The organism is Rhodanobacter sp. TND4EL1 (assembly GCF_054061035.1).
Window position 1 is genome coordinate 182,236 of record NZ_JBSSDT010000002.1, and the last position, 22,399, is coordinate 204,634.

15 protein-coding genes are annotated in these 22,399 nt (G+C 65.0%); 7 read left to right on the forward strand and 8 right to left on the reverse strand.

The window, feature by feature from the left end; all coding sequences use genetic code 11:
* Positions 1 to 12: 12 nt before the first annotated feature.
* Genes ACVWWQ_RS07480 through ACVWWQ_RS07490 form a run of 3 tightly spaced genes read left to right on the forward strand, consistent with a single transcriptional unit; the run spans position 13 to position 5,814 of the window.
* Positions 13 to 1,536 (forward strand): efflux transporter outer membrane subunit, encoded by a 1,524-nt coding sequence (locus ACVWWQ_RS07480; protein WP_457383406.1) that lies wholly within the window; start codon positions 13 to 15, stop codon positions 1,534 to 1,536.
* Complete coding sequence (locus ACVWWQ_RS07485) at positions 1,526 to 2,698, forward strand: efflux RND transporter periplasmic adaptor subunit (RefSeq protein WP_133948366.1); 1,173 nt, start codon at positions 1,526 to 1,528, stop codon at positions 2,696 to 2,698. The genes ACVWWQ_RS07480 and ACVWWQ_RS07485 overlap by 11 nt, the downstream gene beginning before the upstream one ends.
* Positions 2,695 to 5,814, forward strand: a complete 3,120-nt coding sequence (locus ACVWWQ_RS07490; protein ID WP_457383351.1) for an efflux RND transporter permease subunit — start codon at positions 2,695 to 2,697, stop codon at positions 5,812 to 5,814. The genes ACVWWQ_RS07485 and ACVWWQ_RS07490 overlap by 4 nt, the downstream gene beginning before the upstream one ends.
* Before the next feature lie 10 nt (positions 5,815 to 5,824).
* On the opposite strand, the gene ACVWWQ_RS07495 is transcribed toward ACVWWQ_RS07490, so the two are convergent.
* From ACVWWQ_RS07495 to ACVWWQ_RS07530, 8 genes are all read right to left on the reverse strand, one after another.
* Positions 5,825 to 6,595 (reverse strand): N-acetylmuramoyl-L-alanine amidase, encoded by a 771-nt coding sequence (locus tag ACVWWQ_RS07495; protein ID WP_133948364.1) that lies wholly within the window; start codon positions 6,593 to 6,595, stop codon positions 5,825 to 5,827.
* Positions 6,595 to 7,650, reverse strand: a complete 1,056-nt coding sequence (locus ACVWWQ_RS07500; RefSeq protein ID WP_133948362.1) for a serine hydrolase domain-containing protein — start codon at positions 7,648 to 7,650, stop codon at positions 6,595 to 6,597. Before ACVWWQ_RS07500 ends, ACVWWQ_RS07495 begins: the two co-directional genes overlap by 1 nt.
* A gap of 171 nt (positions 7,651 to 7,821) precedes the next feature.
* Positions 7,822 to 8,517 (reverse strand): M15 family metallopeptidase, encoded by a 696-nt coding sequence (locus ACVWWQ_RS07505; RefSeq protein WP_457383407.1) that lies wholly within the window; start codon positions 8,515 to 8,517, stop codon positions 7,822 to 7,824.
* 113 nt (positions 8,518 to 8,630) lie between these two features.
* Positions 8,631 to 10,274, reverse strand: coding sequence for a serine hydrolase (locus ACVWWQ_RS07510; protein ID WP_166669707.1), 1,644 nt, complete (start codon positions 10,272 to 10,274; stop codon positions 8,631 to 8,633).
* A complete protein-coding gene (locus tag ACVWWQ_RS07515; RefSeq protein ID WP_133948358.1) occupies positions 10,261 to 11,472 on the reverse strand; it encodes a dipeptidase in 1,212 nt (403 codons plus the stop codon). The genes ACVWWQ_RS07510 and ACVWWQ_RS07515 overlap by 14 nt, the downstream gene beginning before the upstream one ends.
* A complete protein-coding gene (lysA, locus tag ACVWWQ_RS07520) occupies positions 11,469 to 12,764 on the reverse strand; it encodes a diaminopimelate decarboxylase (RefSeq protein ID WP_133949331.1) in 1,296 nt (431 codons plus the stop codon). The genes ACVWWQ_RS07515 and lysA overlap by 4 nt, the downstream gene beginning before the upstream one ends.
* 87 nt (positions 12,765 to 12,851) lie before the next feature.
* Positions 12,852 to 15,887, reverse strand: coding sequence for a TonB-dependent receptor domain-containing protein (locus ACVWWQ_RS07525; protein ID WP_133948356.1), 3,036 nt, complete (start codon positions 15,885 to 15,887; stop codon positions 12,852 to 12,854).
* Between the two features lie 53 nt (positions 15,888 to 15,940).
* Complete coding sequence (locus tag ACVWWQ_RS07530) at positions 15,941 to 17,467, reverse strand: transglutaminase domain-containing protein (RefSeq protein ID WP_133948354.1); 1,527 nt, start codon at positions 17,465 to 17,467, stop codon at positions 15,941 to 15,943.
* Positions 17,468 to 17,627: 160 nt separating this feature from the next.
* On the opposite strand from ACVWWQ_RS07530, the gene ACVWWQ_RS07535 reads away from it, so the two are divergent.
* The 4 genes from ACVWWQ_RS07535 (at position 17,628) to ACVWWQ_RS07550 (ending at position 22,299) form a co-directional block, all read left to right on the forward strand.
* A complete protein-coding gene (locus tag ACVWWQ_RS07535; RefSeq protein ID WP_133948352.1) occupies positions 17,628 to 18,785 on the forward strand; it encodes a DUF819 family protein in 1,158 nt (385 codons plus the stop codon).
* Positions 18,786 to 18,811: 26 nt separating this feature from the next.
* Entirely contained in the window at positions 18,812 to 20,215 is a 1,404-nt protein-coding gene (locus tag ACVWWQ_RS07540) for an SH3 domain-containing protein (RefSeq protein ID WP_133948351.1), read from the forward strand.
* A gap of 52 nt (positions 20,216 to 20,267) precedes the next feature.
* Entirely contained in the window at positions 20,268 to 21,359 is a 1,092-nt protein-coding gene (locus tag ACVWWQ_RS07545; RefSeq protein ID WP_099652836.1) for a dipeptide epimerase, read from the forward strand.
* 88 nt (positions 21,360 to 21,447) lie between these two features.
* On the forward strand, positions 21,448 to 22,299 hold the full coding sequence (locus ACVWWQ_RS07550; RefSeq protein WP_099652835.1) for a MurR/RpiR family transcriptional regulator: 852 nt from the start codon (positions 21,448 to 21,450) through the stop codon (positions 22,297 to 22,299).
* Positions 22,300 to 22,399 lie beyond the last annotated feature (100 nt).

Genomic DNA, 22,399 nt, shown 5'->3' on the forward strand with positions numbered 1-22,399 from the left:
TTGCCGCGTGCGATGCGGTGGTCTCTGCTTGTCGCGGTGCTTGGCATGGCTGGTTGTGCGGTGGGGCCGGACTTTCATCGGCCTGCCGTGCCCGAGGTCGGTCGGCTCACTGCCACGCCGCTTCCCGCCAGCACTGCCAGCGCGGACGTTGCGGGCGGGCAGCCCCAGCAGTTCGTCGCCGGCGCAGACATTCCCGCGCAGTGGTGGACGCTGTTTCACTCGTCGGCGCTGAGTGCGCTGATCGAGCAGGCGCTGGCGCACAATCCCAGTCTCAAGGCGGCGCAGGCCGCGCTGGCGCAGGCGCGGGAAAACACCAAGGCTGGACGCGGCGCCTACTACCCGACGGTCAGCGCGGGCATGTCGGCCCGTCGCCAGCAGGATCCGCCCGGCGCGCTGGCAGCGGTGCCCAGCAACAACGCATTTCTGTACAACCTGTTCACGCCGCAGGTCAGCGTGTCCTACGTGCCCGATGTGTTCGGCCTGAACCGACGCACGGTGGAATCGTTGCGGGCGCAGGAGCAGTCGGCGCGATTCGAGGCGATTGCGGCACGCATCACGTTGAGTTCCAACGTGGTGGCCGCAGCGGTGCAGCAGGCTTCGCTGAGAGCGCAGGTCGAGGCGACCCGCGAGCTGGTCGGTATCAACAGCCACATGGTGGAGATCCTCAAATACCAGCGGGACAAGGGCTGTGCCGGCGGCCTCGATCTGGCTGCGCAGCAAGCGCAGTTGGCCCAGGTCAAGGCCAGCCTGCCGCCACTGTTGAGCCAGCTGGATCAGCAGAACAATTTGCTGGCAGTGCTGGCGGGAAGGTTCCCGGGCGAGGGCGGTAGGACTTCTTTCGACCTCGCCGATCTGCAACTGCCGCAGCAATTGCCGTTGAGCCTGCCGTCGGCGCTGGTGGCGCACCGGCCGGACGTGCGCCAGGCCGAGGCGAACATGCACGCGGCCAGCGCGCAGGTCGGGGTGGCGATCGCCAATCGGCTGCCGAATATTTCATTGAGCGCAAACGCGGGCAGCACGGCGCTGGCGATCAACCAGTTGTTCAAGGCCGGCACCGGTTTCTGGAGTCTGGGTGCGGATCTGGCCGCGCCGATCTTCCAGGGCGGCAGCCTGCTGCATCAGGAGCGTGCGGCCAAGGCCGCCTATGTCGAGGCGAGCGAGCAATACCGGGGCACCGTACTGACGGCGTTCCAGAATGTGGCCGACACCCTGGCCGCGCTGCAGCACGATGCCGAAGGCCTGCAGGCGACGGCCACCGCGGCGGATGCGGCGAAGCGCACGCTGGATCTGTCGCAGCGGCAGTACAAGGACGGCTATGCCGGCTACTTGTCGTTGCTCAGTGCCGAGCAGGGCTATCAACAGGCGCGCATCGCGCTGGTGCAGGCGCAGGCGAGTCGTTACGCGGACACCGCAGCGTTGTTCCAGGCGCTGGGCGGCGGCTGGTGGCATGACGCGAATGCCGATGCCGCCACCGGGCAAGCGGACACCTCCGATTCGGACCATGCCAAGGCAAACCGGGACAGCCATGAAAAGTAGATCCACTTCGGCGGCGCGCTTGGGGTCGCGACGTCACGCCGCGTGCGTGCTCGCCCTGGGCACGCTGCTTGGCCTGGTTGGCTGCTCCTCCCGATCCGCGCCGCCACAGGCGCCAGTCGACGCGCCGCAGAACGTGACGATGACCGCGGACCAGCGCAAACGCATTCATCTGCTCACCATCGCGCCGGTCAGCTTTCATCGTGAGATCGAGACTACCGGCGTGGTGGATTTCGACAACGACCAGGCGACCAGCGTGCTGGCGCCGTTCTCCGGACCGGTGGCGCGTCTGCTGGTGGCGCCGGGCGACAAGGTGCGCCAGGGACAGCCGCTGGCACTGGTGGATTCGCCGGACTTCTCCGCCGCGATCAGCGCTTATCGCAAGGCCGTGGTCACGGCGCAGAACGCACGCCGACTGGCCGACGCGGACAAGGATCTGGTCCAGCATGAAGGCGTGTCGCAGCGCGAGGCCGCACAGGCGCAGACCGACGCCGCCAGCGCCGAAGCCGATCGCGACGCCGCGCTGCAGGCGCTGGTGGCGCTGGATGTCGATGCGGGCACGCTGAAGGCGATCCGGGCAGGGCACACAGTGGCGCGTGTGCAGGGCATCATCCGCGCACCGATCGCCGGTACGGTGGTCGACAAGCTGATCACCCCCGGACAACTGCTGCAGGCGGGTACGACGTCGTGTTTCACCGTCGCCGACTTGTCGAAGGTGTGGGTGATGGCGCAGCTGTCGGCGACCGAACTGGCCGGGATCAAGATCGGCGATCCGGCACAGATCGATACCGGCACGGCGGGGAAGGCGCTGGCGGGTACGGTGGACAACGTGTCGGCGGTGGTGAACCCGGATACCCGGGCCGTGGCCGCGCGCGTCGTGGTCGAGAATCCGGATGGCGTGCTGCGCAAGCAGATGTACGTGGGCGTGCGGATCCAGTCGCGCCAGGCGAGCGAAGGTTTGCTGGCGCCGGCTTCGGCCTTGCTGCGCGACGACGACAACCTGCCGTTCGTGTATGTCCTTCAGCATGACGGCAGCTTTGCGCGCCGGCACGTCACCTTGGGCTCACGCACGGGTGACGACTACTTGGTCAGCGACGGACTGAATTCGGGCGACCAGATCGTGGTCGACGGCGCGATCTTCGTGCAGTTCATGCAAAACCAATGAGTGACCAACTCCCGCCCATGCCGCCACGCGCGGCGTCGTTGATGAACCGGGTCGTGGGTGCCTCGCTGGCACAGCGATTCCTGGTGGCGTTGCTGGTGCTCATCCTGATCGGCGCCGGTGTGCATGCACTGCACCGCCTGCCGGTGGATGCCTATCCGGACTTGTCGCCGCCCAGCGTGGAACTGGTCACGCAGTGGCCGGGCCACACGGCCGAGGAAGTGGAGCGGCTGATCACGGTGCCGGCCGAGCGGGGCATGACCGGCATTCCGAAAACCGACAACACGCGCTCGATCTCGTTGTACGGCCTGTCGGTGGTCACGCTGACCTTCGACAACGGCACCGACAATTACTTCGCGCGCCAGCAGGTGTTCAACCGGCTCGGCGACCTGAACCTGCCCGACGGGGTGAAGCCGTCGGTGTCGCCGCTGTCGTCGCCGTCGGGGCTGATCTATCGCTATGTGCTGCAAAGCTCCGATCGTTCACCGATGGAGCTGAAGACCTTCGAGGACTGGGTGGTCGAACCGCAATACCGCACCGTGGCCGGTGTGGCGGATGACTCGGGTTTTGGTGGCGGCACCATGCAGTACCAGGTGTTGCTGGATCCGGCGAAGATCGCCGGGGTCGGGCTCACTGCGCAACAGGTGCAGGCCGCGCTGGCGGCCAACAACAGCAATGCGGGTGGCGGATTCTATTCGCAGGGCGGCCAGTTCTATTACGTGCGCGGCGTCGGTCGGCTGCGCACGCTGCAGGACATCGGCAACGTGGTGCTGGCCGTGCACAACGGCAGCCCGGTGCTGGTCAAGGACGTGGGCCGCGTAGTCATCGGCATCGCGCCGCGGCTGGGTCAGTTCGGTTATGAAAAGCAGAACGACGCGGTCGAGGGCGTGATCTCGCTGCGTACCGGCGAGAAGACCCAGGACGTGCTGCAGCGGGTCGAGGCCAAGACGAAGGAACTCAACGAGCAGATCCTGCCCAAGGACATCAAGATCCACCCGTTCTACGACCGCAGCGACCTGGTCGCCGTGACCACCCAGGTGGTCAAGGACAACCTGCTGCGCGGCATGTTGCTGGTGGTGGTGGTGCTGATCTTCTTCCTCTACGACGTGCGCGCCGGGCTGATCGTGGCGGTCACCATTCCTTTGTCACTGCTGGTTGCCTTCATCGGCCTGGATCTGCAGGGCGCCTCGGCGAACCTGCTGTCGATCGGTGCGATCGACTTCGGCATCCTGGTCGATGCGGCGGTGGTGATGGTGGAAAACATCTATCGCCAGCTCGCCGATCGCGAGGGTACGAAGTACAACGTGATCGAGGTGATTCGCGATGCGGCGGCAGAGGTCGACCGGCCGCTGTTCTATGCGGTGGCGGTGATCGTGGTCAGCTTCCTGCCGATCTACGTGCTGTCCGGTCCGTCCGGCACGCTGTTCAAGCCGATGGCCGACACCATGGTGTTCGCACTGATCGGTTCGCTGGTGATCACGCTGACCTTGCTGCCCGTGCTGTGCTCGTGGTTCATGCGCAAGGGCGTGCGCGAACGGCGCAATCGCGCGTTCGAGGCGATCAAGTCGGTGTACATCAAGGGGCTGGATTTCTGCCTGGCCCGCGTGTGGTTGACCACGATCGTCTCGGCGCTGGTGCTGGGGCTTTCATTGCTGCTGATTCCGCGCATCGGCGCGGAATTCATGCCGCATCTGGACGAGGGCGCGCTGTGGGTGCGGGCGACCATGCCGTACACCATCTCGTTTGACGAGTCGGCGAAGATCACCCCGCAGATCCGCGACATCCTGCGCTCGTTCCCGCAGGTCACCACGGTCGCGTCCGAGCTGGGTCGACCCGACGACGGCACCGATCACACCGGCTTCTTCAATGTGGAGTTCTATGTCGGCCTGAAACCGTATTCGGAGTGGACCGGTGAGTACCGCAGCAAGGCTGCGCTGACCGAGGCGATCAACAAGAAGTTGCAGAGCTTTCCCGGCATCACCTTCAACTACACCCAGCCTGCCGAGGATGCGGTGGACGAGGCGGAAACCGGCCTGAAGAGCGCGTTGGCGGTGAAGGTGTTCGGGTCCGACCTCAACATCCTGCAGGCGAAGGGCAAGGCGATCAAGCGCGTGCTGGAAAACGTGCGCGGCATTCATGATGTGACCCTGGTGCAGGAGCTGGGCCAGCCGAGTCTGAGCATCACCATCAACCGCGCGGCGATCGCCCGTTACGGTTTGAACGTGGACGACATCAACGGCATGATCCAGACCGCGATCGGCGGCGACGTGGCGACGCAGGTGATTCAGGGCGAGAAGCAGTTCGACCTGGTCGTGCGGCTGGATCACCAGTACCGCGACAACGCCGAGGAGATCGGCAACATCCTGGTGGCGACGCCGGGCGGCCAGCAATTGCCGCTGAAGGAATTCGCCACTATCCAGGTGACCAATGGCGCCTCCTTCATCTACCGGCAGGACAACTCGCGCTACATCGGCGTGCAGTTCTCGGTGGAAGGCCGTGACCTCGCCGGGGCGGTCGAGGATGCGATCGGGCAGGTCAACGCGAAGGTGAAGCTGGCGCAGGGCTATCGGCTCGACTGGGGCGGCGAATACAAGGAATACACCGCTTCGCGTGCGCAGTTGAACCTGATCGTGCCGCTGACGGTGGGGTTGATCTTCCTGCTGCTGTTCACCCTGTACAACAACTTCAAGTTTCCCTTCATCACCGTGCTCGGCGTGGTGCTGTCGGCGCCGGCGGGCGGCATCATCGCGCTGTGGCTGACCGGCACGCCGTTCTCGGTGTCGTCCGGCATCGGCTTCCTCGCGCTGTTCGGCGTTTCGGTGCAGACCGCGGTGGTTTACATCTCCTACGTCAACGAGCTGCGGCGCAACGGCGTGGTGGTGGCCGAGGCGATCCGCGAAGCGGCGATCCTGCGCCTGCGCCCGATCATGATGACGGCGCTGGTGGCAGCGTTGGGATTGCTGCCGGCGGCGCTGGCCACCGGCGTGGGTACCGATACCCAGCGCCCGTTCGCGCTGGTCATCGTCAGCGGCCTGTTCACCCGGCTGCTGATCAGCATCTTCCTGATGCCGGCGCTGTACACGATGGTGGCGCGGCCGGACGATCGGCTGGAAGTCTGAGCCCGGCGACCTACTTGTCGCCCTCCGCTTCGATCTGTTGCGCGAGGTTGTACAGGATGCGCAGGTCCTGCGCGTCCAGCGCATCGCCGCCCATGCCGCGGAAGTGGTTGTGGAAGGTGCGCACGGTCGCGGCACGGTCATCCAGCGGATAGCCGATCAGCGCCAGCGCCATCCACGGATCGAAGCCTGCCGGCGGATCGATCAGCACGCCTTGCGGCCAGCGCCCGAAGCCCGCGGCGGCGAGTTGCTGCCAGGGAAACAACGGGCCCGGATCGTCCTTGCGCGCCGGTGCGAAATCCTGGTGGCCGACGATCTGCGTGCGCGGAATGTGCAGGCGCGTGGTCAGGTCGGTCAGCAGGCGCAGCAGGCTGTCGATCTGCGGCTGGGCGAACGGGGTGGCGCCGGTGTTGTCCAGTTCGATGCCGATCGAGGCGGAGTTGATGTCGGTGATCGTGCCCCAGCGCCCCGGCCCGCCGTGCCACGCCCGCAACTGGTCGGCGACCAACTGGTAGATATGACCGTCCGCGCCGATCAGATAGTGCGCGCTGACCGGGCCGCCGCTGTTGGCTGTGCGCAAGGTATCCAGGCTTTCCTGCACCGAATGCTGGTTGGTGTAGTGCACCACGATCAGCACCGGGCGGCGGATGTCGTGGTTCGGCGAGGGCACCCAGGTCGCCAGCGGATTGTGGGGCGGCGCGTGGGCGCAAGCGCCGAGCAGTGCTGCCAGTGCCAGCACGGCGGCGCCGCGCAACAGACTGGTCTTGTGGATCAGATGAGGCATCAAGGTTCCTGCAGATAGGGTCGGGCAATCGCCAGCGCGGTGCGGTAGGGCTCGGGGTCGTTGCGGTTGCTGAGCAGGATCACCGTGAGGTGCTGCTTGGGCCAGCGCACGATCACGTTGCGGAAGCCGATGCTTTCGCCCGAGTGCCACAGGGTATCGCCGGTGATGCGCCAGCCATAGCCGTAACCGGCCTCATAGGGTTCGCCGGTGACTTTCACGTGGGCGGTGAAGGCGAGCTTGCGTGAGGCGTCGCTGAGCAGCCGGTTGTCGTACAGCGCCGCATCCCACTTGGCGAGGTCGTCGATCGAGGAATAGATGCCGCCATCGCCACGGGTGGCGCTGGTGGCGCTCTGGTCGGTGCGTGTCCACGCACCGTTTGCCTCGCTGTAGCCGTAGGCGCGGTGGTCCACCTCCGGTCCGCTGCGCTGATACAGCAGCGTATGGTTCATGTGCAGCGGCTGGAAGATGCGTTGTTGCAGGTACAGCGGCAGGCTAAACCCCGAGGCGCGCTCGACCACCAGCCCCAGCAGGACGTAGCCGGTGTTGCTGTAACGGTAGGCGGTGCCGGGCGCGAAATAGGTTTTCGACGTGGACGCCACCATCCGCAGCACGTCCTGGTCGCTCACCTGGTCGGTGGTGCCTGGCGGAATCAGGTCTTCGTAATCGACCAGCCCGCCGGTATGGGTGAGCAACTGGCGCAGGGTGACACCCGCGGTATCCCCGGGCAGCGTCGGCAACCAGCGGCGCACGGGATCATCCAGATTCAGACGGCCGTTCTCGGCCAGCAGCAGGATCGCCGCGGCGGTGAACTGCTTGGTGACCGAGGCCAGGCGGTAGTTCGTATCCGGTCCGGCATCGTCATTGTCTTCAACATTGGCCAGGCCGTAACTGCGGCGAATGATCGGCTTGCCGTTCTTGAGCACCAGCAGCGACGCGCCTGGCACATCGCCGTTGTAGCGCTGCATCAGCGCGTCGATCGGATCGACCGGCTTGACCCCGGCGGAGCAGCCGCCGAGCAGGAGGGTGATGGCGAGGCTGACAAACACTTTACGCATGACAAATATTCACCTGGTTGTTCGTGATTTCTCACCGCATCGCGCACGACGACCGCACGACGCCGCAGGACGGACATTGTCCGCCGCGCCTGCGGAGTGCAAAGCGGCATGTCGAACGGCCGGCGCGCAGTGCCCGTCCCACGGCGTCCGGCAAGTTGGCGACGTGATCGGTCATTGCACGGGCACGTTGTAAATCGTATGCGGTGTCGGTTCGGGTGACTGTGTGTAGTGCCACCATTCCAGCGGATAGTTGCGAAATCCTTCGCGCGCCATCGCATCGCGCAGCAGATGGCGATTGGCCAGCTGCTGCGCGGTGATGCCGGGCGCATCGGTGTGGGCGCGCACGTCGAAGAAGTCGAAATCGGTGGCCATGTCCAGCGGCTCGCAGTGCGTGCCGTCAACGGCACAGCGCAGCAGGGTGAGGTCGATGGTGGCGCCGCGACTGTGGCCGGAAATCGGTGCGATGTAGCCATCGAGCAAGGTGGACTTGTCCAGCGCGGGGTAGTGCTGCAGCTTGGTGCGCTGGTCGCCGAGGTCATGTGCCCAGCGCACGAAGTTCGCCACCGCGCGGGTGGGGCGGTAGCAGTCCCAGATTTTCAGGCGCCGGTGTTGCGCACGCAGATCGTGCTCGACCCTTGCCAGCGCTTCGGCGACCGGCCGCAACAGCAGGCACTTGGGTGCCAGATAGCCGTCCACCGGGGCGCCGGTAAAGTTGTCGCTGCCGGCGTATTTGATGTCCTCGGCGATGTCCGGCACCAGCGTGCGGATGTCGACCAGGTTGGCCGCGGCGGCGGTCGTGGCAGGTGACAAGGTGGGTGGCGGTTCGGCCGCATGGACGGTGGCGCCGAATAACGCGAGTGCGAGCAGGTAGCCGATCCACCCGGTTCTCGCAGGAGCCCGCGCGCGGGCGATGCCCTTTCTTCGGACATTCAGAGCAAGAGCATCGCCCGCGAGCGGGCTCCTGCGGGGGAGGAGGGTGGTCATGGGCGGCAGCTCCCGCTGCGCTGGAACGCGAGGTCTTCGTAGTCGGAGCTGAAGTCGCCTTGCGGGTCGAGCTTGGCCATGCGCAGGGTGATCGGCTGCTTGTCGGATGCGGCGTGGAAGTTCAACCAGGCATCGAGGTTGCCCGGATCGTCGAAGTGCACCAGGTAGCGGTCGCCCAGGCGCATCACGGTACCGGCCAGGTTCGGCGATTTCGCAGCGGAGAAACGCACCCGACCAGCACGGGGACACAGCGAGATGTCGCCGAACCACGCGTCACGGTAAGTGCCGCTCCATGTGGCCAGTTCGGAGGTGCTGGCCGGCCGTTGGGTCGAGGTATCCGGCGCGCTCGAGTCGGCGGGGCGCTGGGCGGCCTGCTGCTGTAGCGCGTCGCCGTACCAGGCCACGTCGCGCTTTTCATCCGGTGCGGTGAAGTGCTTGGTCAGCATCTCGCCCAGCACGGTGCGGGCGTCGTCCGCTTCACCATTGATCATGAACACGAAGCCGTTTTTGCGATCCGGCAACAGCGCCAGCATCGAGTACATGCCGTTGAGCGTGCCGGTGTGCCAGACCAGCCACTGGCCGTCCACGTCGGTCATGCGCCAGCCATAGCCGTAGGCCATCACGTGGCTGTTGTCCCACGCGCGTCGCTGAGCGGACACCGGGATCAACATGTGCGGCGCCTGCAGCACGTCGCGTTGCACCGACGACAGCCACTGCAGTTGCGCGTGGGTCGGCACCAGCCAGCTGCGCGCCCAGCTGAGCATGTCGCTGAGGTCGCAGCGGATGCCGCCGGCGGCGGCCGAGGTGATCGCGGGAATCTCCGCGCCGTCCTGGTCGATCGCCACGTTGCGGTCGCCGTCGCGGCGATGCGGCTCGGCCACGTCGCCGACCGTGTCGCGGTTCCACGCGCCAACCTGGCAACGGTCCAGTCCGAGCGGCTCGAACACTTCGCGGTGCATCAGTGTTTCGTACGACGCGCCGCCGGCCGCGGCGGCCACTTCGCCGGCAACCACGTAGAGCAGGTTGTCGTACTGATACTTCGAGCGAAAGCTGTAGGCGGGTTTGATGAAACGCAGGCCGTGGATGATGTCGGCGCGAGTGAACGCGTTCGGTTCCGGCCACAGCATCAGGTCGCCGCCGCCTTCGGGCAGGCCGCTGGAGTGGGTGAGCAGGTCGGCCACGCGCATGTTGGCGGTGACCCACGGGTCGTTCATGCGGAACTGCGGCAGGTATCGGGTGACCGGATCGTCCCAGCGCAGCTTGCCCTGGTCGACCAGCCGGCCGAGCAGGGCGGTGGTCATCGCCTTGCTGTTGGAGGCGATCTTGAACAGGGTTTGCGGCGTGATCTTGTGGCCGGAGCCGGCGACGGTTTCGCCGGCGCTGCGGACATAGACCACCTTGCCGTTCTCGATCACGCCGACGGCGATGCCGGGCAGATGATAGCGGGCGATCACGGCGTCGACGATCTTGTCGTAGGTGCGGCTGGCGGGTTGGGCGGAAGCTCCGCAGGGTGAGCACAGTAGTGAGAGCACCAGAGCAAGAGCACCGCAACCCCATCCACCTGCACGTCGATTCACCGTGACCTCCTTCGGTCGTCGAGGAGGGAGTAGTCCGCCGTCACTTTCCTCAGTGCTGCGCATGACGCTCGACCTCGCCCCAGACGCGCAGCAGGTTACCGCCCCACAGTTTGGCGATGTCGGCGTCGCTGAAGCCGGCTTTGCGCAGCGCCGCGGTGACGTTGCGGGTTTCGCTGGCGTCCTTCCAGCCGGTGATGCCGCCGCCGCCATCGAAGTCGGAAGCGAGGCCGACGTGGTCGATGCCGGCCACCTTCACCATATGCCTGATCTGTCTAATGTAGTCATCAAGGGTGGCCAGCGGATATTTCTTCTGGATCTGGGCCATGCCGGCTTCCATTTCCGGCCGGTAGTCGTCGCTGTCGCTGTCGTACTCTTTCTCGCCGGCCTGTTTGGCGATGGCGTCATCCAGCTTTTTCTCGGCGGCCTCGCGGCCGGGGTCCTTCTTCAGGAATTCCTTGTAGGCCACGGCGTCGATCACGCCGCCCTTGGCGGCAATTGCGCGCAACAGGTCGTCGGGCAGGTTGCGTGGATGGTCGAGTACCGCGCGGGCGCCGGAGTGCGAGGCGATGATCGGCGCCGTGGACAGCTTGAGCGCCTCGCGCACGCAGTTGTCGGAGGCATGCGAGACATCGACCATCATGCCGAGCTGGTTGGCGCGTTTCACCGCGGCGCGACCGAAGTCGCTCATGCCGGTGTCGCCGGGGCTGTTCATCGCCGGCTCGCCGTGCTCGGTATCGGGCAACGAGCTGGTGCACAGGTCGTTGTTGCCGACATGGACCAGGCCGAGCGAGCGGGCACCGCGGTCGAATGCGGCATCAAGACGATGGAGATCGTGGCCGAGCGAGTAGGCGTTCTCGATCTCGATGGTGGCCGAGAGCAGGCCGGCCTTGTGGTTCGCCATCAGCTGTTCGGGGGTGGTGGCGGGGCGGATGCGGTCGGGATACATCATCAGCATGCGGCCGATGCCGTCGTACTTCTGGCTGGCCTGCTGCACCGCCCTGGCGTAGCCGGCGGCGTCGAGCTTGTGTTGCGGCACCCAGATCACGAAGAACGCCGCGTTGAGTCCACCGCGCTCCATCTTGCCCAGGTCGACCAGCAGGCGGGTGTCCTTGCCAGCGTCGAAGCGCGGCTCGGCCATGTAGGTAAACGGGATATCGACGTGGCTGTCGATGGTGATCGGCGGATCCTGCGCGGCCTTGGCCGAGACAGCGGTGCTGGTGACCAGTGCGGCCAGCAGGGCAAAGCGAAGCGTGGTGTTCATGCAGTCTCCCAGTGACGTGCCGGCTGTTCGCCGGCGATCATTTCCTCGAAGTGCTGGCGGCGCCGCACCACGGCGTAGCGGCCGTTCTGCAGCAGTACCTCGGCCGCCAACGGCCGCGAATTGTAGGTGGACGCCATCGACGCACCGTACGCGCCAGTGGCCCTGATCAGCAACAGGTCGCCGGCGGCGCACTCGGGCAAGCTGCGCGCGCGGGCGAAGGTGTCACCGGTTTCGCAAACCGGGCCGACGATGTCGTAGGTGGTCAGCGGGCGCCCCTGGTCGACGACTGGCACGATGTCATGCCAGGCGTCGTAAAGGCTGGGTCGCTGCAGGTCGTTCATCGCCGCATCCAGCACCAGAAACTGACGTTCAGTGCCGGACTTGATGCGAATCACCCGGGTCAGCAGCACGCCCGCCTCGGCGACCAGATAGCGGCCTGGCTCCAGCAGCAGCCGACCTTGGTAGCCGGCCAGCGCCTCGCGAACCACCCCGATGTAATCGGCCGCGGCCACCGGCTGGTCGACGCCCTCCCGATAGCACACGCCCAGGCCGCCGCCGACGTCGATGCTGCGGATCGGGTGGCCCGCCTGGTCAAGCTCGCGCCAGAACGCGGCGACCCGCTGCAGGGCGAGGCGGAACGGATCGAGGTTGAGGATCTGCGAGCCGATATGCACGTGCAGGCCGTCGAGTTGCACATGGCTGAGCGAGTCGCGCCCGGCAAACCAGAGGCGTGCCTCGTCGATGCTGACGCCGAACTTGTTTTCCGACTTGCCGGTGGAAATCTTCGCGTGGGTTTGCGCATCCACGTCGGGGTTGATGCGTACCGCGGCGCGCGCCACGACCTCTTGCGCACGGGCCACCCGCTGCAGGGTGAGCAGCTCGTCATGCGATTCCACATTGAATCGCTGGATGCCGACATTCAGTGCGCCGGCGATTTCATCGGCATTCTTGCCGACCCCGGAGAACACGATGCGGTCGGCGGGCATGCCGGCATGCAGGGCGCGGCGCAGTTCGCCCACCGAGACGATGTCTGCACCCACGCCGGCGTGGGTCATCAGTTGCAGGATGGCATGGTTGGAGTTGGCCTTCACGGCGTAGCAGATCAGCGCATCCTGGCCGTGCAGGGCTGCGTGCAGTTCGTCGATGCGTCGACGGATGGCGCTGGCCGAATAGGCATGCAGGGGCGTGCCAACGCGCTCGGCCAGTCGAGCCAGGTCGACACCGTCGAAGAGTCGAAGCCCATCGTTCATTGGCGGGTCGGGCTGCTGCGTTGCCGTGCGAATGGGTTGCATGGGCATGGCTTGAGGTTCTTTCGCCAAGTGGGGGAAGCTCAAAAAAGAGCGGCCCGCCAGTGGGCGGGCCGCGATCGGGGAGGACGATCAGAAATTGACGGACATCGTCAGCTGGGTGAAGCGCGGCGATTGAAAACCGAGTGGTTGCCTGAAGGTGGGATTCAGCGCGCCGATACCGGTGTCCATTCCGTTCGAATCCTTGACATCGCCGATGTCGGTTTGCAGATCCTGGTCGACCGCCGTCGTCCGCTTCTGGTTGAGCAAGTTGTAGACCGCCAGTTTCACCCGGAACTCGCCGCCGTCGAACGGCTTGATGTAGCTGATGCCGGCATTGAGGGTGAAGGTCCATGGCAGGCGGCCGTACTTGCCGCGCGGCGAACGCTCGTAGATGCGATCCTCGGAGGCGCTCGCGTCGCAGTTCTGCACACAGATGTAGTAGCTGTGGTAGTTCTTGGCATCGTACGGGTTGCCTACGCCGAAGCCGGTGATCGGCCCGCCCGAGGCGGCGTTCACGTCGGCACCGAGTTGCCAGTGCGGAGTCAGCGCATAGGTGCCACGCAGTTTGAACTGGTGCCGGCGATCGTTGGGCAGATAGCCGTCGCCGCCGAGGTTCACCCACGGATCGTCGAAGTTCTCGGTGCGGCCGGTGTCATCGAAGTTGGTATCGGAGTTGACCGGGCCTTCGGCATTGCCCCGGTTCCAGGACATCGTGTACGAGGCATTCATCGACCATTTCTCGTCCCACGCCCGGTTCAACTGCAACTCGAGGGCAGCGTAGGTGCGCTTGGGTTTCACCCAGCCACGCTGGCCCAGGTAATTGCCGTCGGCGTCGTACATCGCCCAGCCTTCTTTCGAGGTGTCCACGGTGACATAGCCATCCGCGGTGCCGTCGCAGTTGGTGTCACCCCAGACGGTGACCTTCTTGCCGGGGTTGGCCATCACCCACCCGATGTAGCCGTCTTCGCCGCACTTCGCGGTGGCGCTGATTTCCATGTCGTCGATCGCGTTGTGCAGGCGCCGATAGGTGGCGCTGGCACCCCATGACCAGTTGTTGCTGATCAACTGCTGGAAACCAAGGATTGCTTCATCCTGGTAAACCGGGTCCATGTTCTTGTCGACCTCCGAACGCAGGTCGCCGACGGTACCGTTGCCCTGCGAATCGTCCACCGCACCGATCTGTGGGCCGAGTTTCGGGATCGCGTACTCCACGCCGTTGAGGGTCTGGGTCTGCCAGCCGTCGAAGGCGTAGTAGGTACGTTCGTCAAGCAGACCACCGGCCTGCTTGATGTTGATCACGTTGGCCACCGGCAGGTAGTAGCGACCGAGGTTGCCGAACAGCTTGGTGCTGCCATCGCCCTTCATGTCCCAGGAGAAGCCCAGCCGCGGTGCGATCTGCCGGCTCATCTTGATATAGCTGCGGCCTGCGGCGTCCTGGTTGTCGAAACTGTCGTTGCGCACACCGGCGTTCAGCACCAGGTTGGGCGTGACCTGCCAGTTGTCTTCAATGTAATAGGCGGCGTTTTTGGTGGTGAAGGTGCCGGAAATCTCGTAGCGCCGCGCGCGGATATAGGCGTCGTAGCCAGCCGGCATCACGCCGCCATTGGGAATGGTGGAGCCGGCGCTGGCGGTGTAGAGGTTGTAATAGAACGCGCCCGGTCCGGCGTAGTACCGGTTGTAGTCGGACGTGTCGTTCTCGTGGTCGTAGCCGAAGCGCAGCAGGTGATCGCCAAGGGTCCACTCGAAGTCGGCGCGCGCCTGCTTGCGGATGTCAGTGCGATCGTAGACGGTGGAGTTGCTGGTGCAGCCAATCTGCACGCCGGGATCGTGGGCTGCCATGAAGGCGTTGGTCGTGCCGATGTAGTTGCAGTCGACATCCAGCTGCGAGCGGGCGAATGAGTGCCGCTCGTTGCGGCCGTACATCAGCTTCATCGACAAGTCGTTGGTGAGGTAGCTGGTCCAGGTCAGCGCCCAGTTCTTGCCGCCGGTGTCCGAGAAGATCTGGTTGGTGCGGGAGCCGATGGTATTGGTGTCGTAGTCGTAGCCATAGACATCACCGACGTTCTTGTTCTTGTCGGAGAACGCCATCAACTGCAGAGCGTTGCCGTCGGTGATGTTCCAATCGATCGTGGTGCCCCAGAAGCCGGTGTCCGCGTTGTTGGTGGTCAGTGTGGTGCCCGCGTTGTTGGTGTTCCGCGGGGTGCTTCCGCGGGCCTCGTACATCGCGAAGATGAACAATTTGTCCTTGATGATCGGGCCCGAGGCCCAGACGTTGGTCTTCACCAGCGAGTCCTGGTCGTGACTGGCGGTGATATAGCGTTTGCCGGCAGCGTCGTACTGGTCGTCCGCGCGCGAGTGCCAGTTGCCCGGCTCCATGGTGACCTCCATGCCGCCCTTGAATTCATTCGTGCCCGAGCGGGCCACCGCATTGACCACACCGCCGGTGGTGCGACCGAACTCCACCGAGTAGCCGCCGGTCTTGACCTGGAACTGGTCGTAGAAGGCGAACGGTGCCTCGGAGAAGCCGTTGCGGTTGTAGAAGTCCGTGACGTTGAGGCCGTTGACGTAGAACGCGTTCTCGGCGATCGACGAGCCGCCGAAGGAAATGCCGCCGAAGCTGGCGTTGCCCTTGACCACGCCCGGTGCCAGCAACGCGACCGAGGTGACGTTCTGATCAACCGGCAGGCGCACCAGTTCGGCACGGGACACGTTGGTGGCTGATTCGGTCGAGGTCACGTCGATCACCGGCAAGCCGTTGCCCGTGACCTGGATGGCCGAGAGATTCGTGGCATGGGGGGAGCCGCCAAGATCCAGCGTGGTGGCGTTGCCGAGGCTGACGGTCACGGTGCGTGTCTGGCCCAGTGGCTGACCATTCACGCTGGCGCTGATCGTGTAGTCACCGACGGGCAGAAACGGGAAACGGTAATTGCCGCGCTGATCGGCGGTGATTGTGCGGGTCAGGCCGGTGGCAGGATTCACCGCGGTGATCACCGCGCCGGCTTCGGCATGACCGACTACCGAGCCATCGTTGTTGCCGGCAAAGGCGGCCGGTGCCGCCAGGGACGCCAGGCCAAGGCCGAGCGCCATGCATAGTACGGTCCTGCGCAAGCTGCGACTGTTGCTCATTTCCCCATCTCCCCATCGACGCCGTCGATGCCATGTCTATTGAAGGCTTTCGGTTAGTTGCTGCTGCTTCCCTGCGCCGCTGGCAGGACCTGCCAGTCGAAGTCGTAATCCAGTTGGTCGAAATAGATGTTGCCGCCCTTCCATTCGGCTTCGCCGCGCTGCGAATCCACGTCGTCGGAGCGGAACTGCTGCTTGGCTGGCTGGAACGGGCGCTGGAAGTCGCTGTTGAAGGCGAGACGGTAGTCGTCGAGTCCGCCGAGGTAGAACCATTCCAGCGCGGGGGCATCCGTCGCGGTCGGGTGCAGGCGGCCGGTGGTGACATCCATCGGCACCCAGCCGTAGGGCGCCAGGTACAGGAAACCCCAGTCATGGATGTTGCTGTAGCCGGTACCGTCGTTGGAAAACACCATGCCGGACTGCCAGCGCGCGGGAATACCGTTGAGGCGCAGCAGGGTTATCAGCAACAGGGTCTGCTGGCCGCAGTCGGCGTGGCCGGCATGCAGCGCGTAGTCGCTGATGTTGGAGATGGTCGAGTACTCACGCGCGCCGGCCCACGGAATCTGATCGACCGCGGCAAACAGTTTCTGCGCGATCCGGTACGCGTTTTTTTCATCGCCGACGACCTTGCGCGAGAACGCGCGCATCGCCTCGGTGAACACGACATGCGGTGCGCGCTCGGCCACGAAGGGCGCCAACGCAGGAGTGATGGTGGCGGGCACCACGCGTACCGGATCAATGGCGTGGTACTGCGCGTACTGGGTCAACTCGTACGTGACCGAGAACACCGTCTTCTGACCCGCTTGCGCCTGCTTCTCCAGATACACCGTGCGCTGTGGCGCGGACGCGGCGGCGATCTGGTGCTTCGCCGGCACGCTGGCCAGATAACGGATGTCTTCCTGCTGGCCAGGCACCGCCTGCGGATACGGAATCCATGCGCGCACGATCTCCCCGGCGGGCACCGCATCGGCGGCGACCGTCAGGGTCTGGGTCATGCGCAGCCGTCGCGGCAGCACGCTGCTGCGATGTTCGGCCAGGGCCGTCTTGTAGATCGTGCGTTGATGATCGTTCAGCGCTTCCATCGGCCCCTGACTGAGCGGCCTCTGGTCCGCACGTCGTGCCAGCGCCTCGGCGCTGAGCTGGAACAGGTTGCCCGGTGAGCGCTTGAAGTAGAGAGTCTTGCCGTCGATCACCTGATGCTCGAACAGGCCCGCCGCGTTCCATTTTTCGAACTCGGCATCGGTCAGGTCGGGAATCTGCTTGCGTACGCGCGCCTTGACCTCGTCGAGGCTCAGCGTGAAGTCGAGCAGGATCCGGCGCATGCGTTCGCGCTGGAATGCCAGCGCCCGCTGCGTGTCGCCCGGCAGGTGGGGTTGCGCCAGCGCGCGGGTGATCGACGCGTCGGCAGCATGGAAGTGACCGGCGTCGATCTGGGCGATGATGGGGGCGAGCGACTTGCCTTGCTGGTCGCCGGCCGCATGGGCCAGCGGCAGCGTGATCAGCAGGGCGAGCAGGCAGCCGACAAGGCACCGTTCCCGAGTGTGGCGGCGTATTACCGGCGTGACAGGCAGCAACGTATCCATCGACAAACATCCCCGCGACAAATCCCCCGAAACCGTTGTGTAACACGCTTGCAAATACTGGTCAATAATTTATGCTTCAATTGAAGTCGACAAGAATCACCTATTCCTTGGTGGTCGAAAATCGCCCACCAGCGGATAGCCGCGAACGATCCACAAGGGGATGCATGTGATCCACACGGTCTGGCCCTATCTGGCGTTGATGTTGCTTGCCGCCGGACTGTTCCCCGCGCTGGAACGCCGCTTCGGCTGGAAGCTGTTCTCGGTGTTGCCGCCCATCGTGCTGACTTATCTGCTGGTGACCGCATTGGCGGCCACCGGTTTGTGGCAGGTCAATGCGGACATCAGGGCGGCGCAATCCACGCTGGTCTCGCAGGCGGTGCCGGCGCTGTTGTTCCTGCTGATGATCAATTGCGATCTGCGGGCGATCTGGCAACTGGGTCCGCGCGTGCTGGGCGTGTTCGCCTGCACCTCGATCAGCCTGTTCGTGGCCTTCATCGCCACCTTCATGATCTACCGCCACTGGCTGCCCGGCGACGACTGGCATCCCTTGGCCGCCCTGGCCGGCAGCTGGGTCGGCGGCAGCGCCAACATGATCGCGGTGAAGCAGGCGATCGGCATGTCCGATGCCCACCTGGCGATGTCTCTGCTGACCGACGCGATCGGCTATTCGATGTGGGTGGTGGTGCTGTTTTCCGTGGCGCGGCTGGCGCCGGCCTTCAATCGCTGGACGCGGGCCAAATCCAGCGGTGACATTCCGCTGGCGCCGACCCGAACCAGTGCGCCGATCACCTACGACAGCGTGCTGCTGTGGCTGGGCATGGCGCTGGCGGTGGCGGCGCTGGCCGGTTGGCTGGCCGCGCGACTTCCGGTCAGCGGCATGCTGGGCGCCACCACCTGGACGATCCTGCTGGCCACCGGTTGCGGCCTGCTGGTAGCGCATACGCCGCTGGCGCGGTTCCCCGGCGCCAGCACCATTTCCAGCGCGATGCTGATCAGCGTGGTGGCGGTGCTCGCTTCGCAGAGCAATTTCCACGGCATCGGCGCCGCGCCGCTGTACCTGCTGTGCGGAATCACCGTGATTGCCCTCCACGCGGTGCTGCTGGTGGGTTTCGCCAAACTGTTTCGCTTCGATCTGTATCTGTGCGGGATTTCCTCGCTGGCGCATATTGGCGGCGTGGCCGCCACGCCGATCCTGGCAGCCAGCTATTCGGCCGCCCTGGTGCCGGTGGGTATTCTGCTGGCTCTGCTCGGCTACATCGTGGGTACGGGCTTTGGCCTGCTGGTGGCGTCGATCCTGTCGGCGCTGGCGCTTCCCTGATGCGACCTCGACAAAGGACGAGAATGATGCGACTTCCCCTGCTTGCCGCCACGGCGCTCGCCCTGGCCCTGATCGGTACCCCGTTGCTCGCGCGCGACTCCGGTGACGCGCTGGCCATTCCACCGTCGGGCGTGCTGGGCGTGGGCGACGCGCAGCTGACGCCGGCGTTCTGGGTCGGCCTGCAGGCGCAGCCGGATCGGGTCATCCTGGATCGGGCCGCGATCGAGGCGCAGAACGCCAGGCTGCTGCAAGTCGACCCGTCGATGCATGACCTGCAAGCGCTGCCGACGACATTGGAACGTTCCCGCGTCCAGCAGTGGATCACGGAGCTGGGCGCGCGGCCGGATCGCGCACTGTTCGATGTCGATGGCAAGCCGGTGACCGCCGCGATGCTGGACGGCATCGTCGGCAACCGCGCGCTCGACCGTATTCCCGCCCAGCAGAAAACCCGTTACGGCCTGATCGTGCAGCGTGCCGCGCTGCGCACATTCCCGACCACGCTGCGCGTATTCAGCGAGCGCGGCGACACCGACATCGACCGCTTCCAGGAAACCGCCGAATTCCCCGGCACGCCGGTGGTGATCGCCCATGCCAGCGCCGACGGCAAGTGGCTGTTCGTGGTCAGTCCGCGGTATGCGGCCTGGACCGAAAAGAACAACGTGGCCGAAGGCAGTGCCGCCGAGGTATTCGGCTACGCCGGGCGGAAACCGTACCGCATCGTCACCGGCGACAGCGTGCGCACCGTGTTCACCCGTGAGGTGCCGGCCGTGTCGCAGTTGCAACTGGACATGGGGACACGCGTGCCGTTGGTCACCGACCTGCCACCGAACCAGCCGGTGAACGGCCAGACACCGTACGCCACCTACGTACTCAATCTGCCGGTGCGCAAGGCCGATGGCTCGCTGAGTTTCAGTCCCGCCCTGCTGCAGAAGAACACTGACACCGCGGCCGACTACCTGCCGCTGACCCGCGCCAACCTCATCCGCCAGGCGTTCAAGTTCCTCGGCGAGCGCTACGGTTGGGGTCATGCCTATGACGGGCGCGATTGCAGCGGATTCGTCTCCGACGTGTATCGCAGCATGGGCGTGCAGATGCCACGCAACACCAGCAAGCAGGCGATCAGCCCGGCGCTGGAGCATCGCGCCTTCACCGCGAAAGACAGTCGCGAGGAGCGGATCAAGGCCGCCCATGCGCTGCAGGTGGGCGACATGGTCTACATCCCGGGCCACGTGATGATGGTGATTGGTCAATACAAGGGTCAACCCTGGGTGATCCACGACGTCGGCGGCATGAGCTACCGCAAGGCCGACGGCAGCAAGGCCCACGTCAAACTCAATGCCGTATCGGTCACCCCGCTGCTGCCGATGCTGTTCAACGACCAGCAGACCTTTGTCGATCGCATGACCAGCATCGTGCGCATTCGAAACTGAGCCGGCTGAGCCAAGAAGAAAAACAGGACACCGATTCCATGAAGGTTTGCCCATGAAAATCACCGACATCCAGTTCGGCATGTTGCGGGTTCCGCTGAAAACACCGTTCAAGACGGCGCTGCGCACGGTCAACACGGTGGAGGACATCGTGGTGATGGTGCACACCGACTGCGGTCACGTGGGTTATGGCGAGGCGCCGGCCACCGCGGTGATCACCGGCGATACCCATGGCTCGATCATCGATGCGATCCGTCACTACATCTCGCCGCGGCTGATTGGCCAGGAGATCGCCGACCTCAACCATCTCACCCAGTTGATCCAGTCGTCGATGGAGAAGAACACCAGCGCCAAGGCGGCGGTGGAGATCGCGATCTACGACCTGTGGGGCCAGCTGTACAAGGCGCCGTTGTACAAGCTGCTCGGCGGTGGCGATCCGGTGATCACCACCGACATCACCATCAGCGTCGATTACATCGACAAGATGGTGGCCGACTCGGTGTCGGCGGTGGAGCGCGGTTTCGAGTCGCTGAAGATCAAGGTCGGCAAGGACATCGGCGTCGACATCGACCGGGTCAAGGCGATCTACGCGGCGGTCGAAGGGCGCGCGCTGCTGCGGCTGGACGCGAACCAGGGCTGGACCGCCAAGCAGGCGGTGTATGCGCTGCAAACGCTGGAAGATGCCGGCATCAAGCTGGAGCTGATCGAGCAGCCGGTGAAGGCGCGCGACCTGGCCGGCATGCGCTATGTCACCGAACGGGTGCACACGCCGGTGATGGCCGACGAAAGCGTGTTCGGCCCGATGGAAGTGATCGAGCTGATCCGCATGCGCGCGGCCGACATCATCAACATCAAGCTGATGAAGACGGGCGGCATCTCCAATGCGATCAAGATCGCCGACATCGCCGGCATGTATGGCATCGAGTGCATGATCGGCTGCATGCTCGAAACCAGCATCAGCGTGGCCGCTGCCGTGCACGTGGCGGTGGCCAAATCCAACGTGATCACCAAGATCGACCTCGACGGACCCTCGTTGTGCCAGTTCAATCCGGTCGACGGTGGGGTAATCTTCAACGAATCCGAAATCTCGGTGACGGATGCGCCCGGCCTGGGCATTCGCGAGATCCGCGGGCTGGAAAAGCTGTGAGGCAAGTGCACGCCTGCGGCGAATGCCCGGCAGCGCTCTCGCTGCGGCACCATGGCTTTTTTCGGGGTCTGGAGAGGATGGAAGCTTGATGTCACCGCTGGTCAAAATCCGTTCGGAACGCGACCAGATGTCGGCGGTGGAGCGGCGTATTGCCGACTTCGTGCTGGAGAACGCGCAGTTGCTGCGCGACTACTCCTCGCAGCAACTGGCCAACGCGCTGGGGATCAGCCAGTCCAGCGTGGTCAAGTTCACCCAGAAGCTGGGGTTCAAGGGCTATCCCGACCTGAAGTATTCCGTCGGCGAGGCGATCGCCCGCGCCGACCATGGCGAGACACCCGAATTCGCGGCCGCGGTGGACGAGGTGGGCTCGTCGCCGGGCTATCTGTGGCGGCGCAAGTCCGAAGCCGAGGAGGCGACCCGGCTGATCAATCCGCCGGAAACCCTGCTAGCGGTGGCCGAGGCCATCTCGCAGGCCGGCCGCGCCGGCAAGGTGTTCATCATCGGCCTCGGTGAAGACGACATCTATGCGCGGGGTTTCGCGCTGAAGCTGTCGCTGCTGGGCATCCTCACGGTGCACAACTTCGACACCTCGCGCATGACCGCGAATGTCTCCGCGGCAACAGCCGGTGACGTGCTGCTGGTGTTCTCCGAACACGGCAATCATCCGGCGTTGTGCAAGATCAGTCGCTACTTCCGCGAGCGCCGTGGCCAGGTGATCACGGTGACACGGCATACCGCCAACCCGCTGCGCACGCTGGCGGATCTGGCGCTGGTGGTATCGGCTCACGACGAACTGCCGTACATCCAGCCGCTGCTGTACCAGTCGTCGCTGCAACACCTGCTCGACGGCGTGTTCGTGCAATTGTGCGAAGGCCACGAGGATCGGCATGCGCAGTTGCTGGCCAATCTCGATCGCATCCAGTTGATGCTGGAGCCGTAGCCGTGCCGAGCGAATCGTGCCGTGCCAGAAGCCCGCTGGCGGGCGATGCTCCAGTCATGGCGTCCCGGAACAAGAGCATCGCCCGCCAGCGGGCTCCTAC

Excerpts from the sequence above, each read along its gene's own strand:
- ACVWWQ_RS07480 (WP_457383406.1), top strand. The coding sequence starts at position 13 with ATGCGGTGGTCTCTGCTTGTCGCGGTGCTTGGCATGGCTGGTTGTGCG.
- ACVWWQ_RS07485 (WP_133948366.1), top strand. The coding sequence starts at position 1,526 with ATGAAAAGTAGATCCACTTCGGCGGCGCGCTTGGGGTCGCGACGTCAC.
- ACVWWQ_RS07490 (WP_457383351.1), top strand. The coding sequence starts at position 2,695 with ATGAGTGACCAACTCCCGCCCATGCCGCCACGCGCGGCGTCGTTGATG.
- ACVWWQ_RS07495 (WP_133948364.1), bottom strand. The coding sequence starts at position 6,595 with ATGCCTCATCTGATCCACAAGACCAGTCTGTTGCGCGGCGCCGCCGTG.
- ACVWWQ_RS07500 (WP_133948362.1), bottom strand. The coding sequence starts at position 7,650 with ATGCGTAAAGTGTTTGTCAGCCTCGCCATCACCCTCCTGCTCGGCGGC.
- ACVWWQ_RS07510 (WP_166669707.1), bottom strand. The coding sequence starts at position 10,274 with ATGCGCAGCACTGAGGAAAGTGACGGCGGACTACTCCCTCCTCGACGA.
- ACVWWQ_RS07515 (WP_133948358.1), bottom strand. The coding sequence starts at position 11,472 with ATGAACACCACGCTTCGCTTTGCCCTGCTGGCCGCACTGGTCACCAGC.
- lysA (WP_133949331.1), bottom strand. The coding sequence starts at position 12,764 with ATGCAACCCATTCGCACGGCAACGCAGCAGCCCGACCCGCCAATGAAC.
- ACVWWQ_RS07525 (WP_133948356.1), bottom strand. The coding sequence starts at position 15,887 with ATGAGCAACAGTCGCAGCTTGCGCAGGACCGTACTATGCATGGCGCTC.
- ACVWWQ_RS07530 (WP_133948354.1), bottom strand. The coding sequence starts at position 17,467 with ATGGATACGTTGCTGCCTGTCACGCCGGTAATACGCCGCCACACTCGG.
- ACVWWQ_RS07535 (WP_133948352.1), top strand. The coding sequence starts at position 17,628 with ATGCATGTGATCCACACGGTCTGGCCCTATCTGGCGTTGATGTTGCTT.
- ACVWWQ_RS07540 (WP_133948351.1), top strand. The coding sequence starts at position 18,812 with ATGCGACTTCCCCTGCTTGCCGCCACGGCGCTCGCCCTGGCCCTGATC.
- ACVWWQ_RS07545 (WP_099652836.1), top strand. The coding sequence starts at position 20,268 with ATGAAAATCACCGACATCCAGTTCGGCATGTTGCGGGTTCCGCTGAAA.
- ACVWWQ_RS07550 (WP_099652835.1), top strand. The coding sequence starts at position 21,448 with ATGTCACCGCTGGTCAAAATCCGTTCGGAACGCGACCAGATGTCGGCG.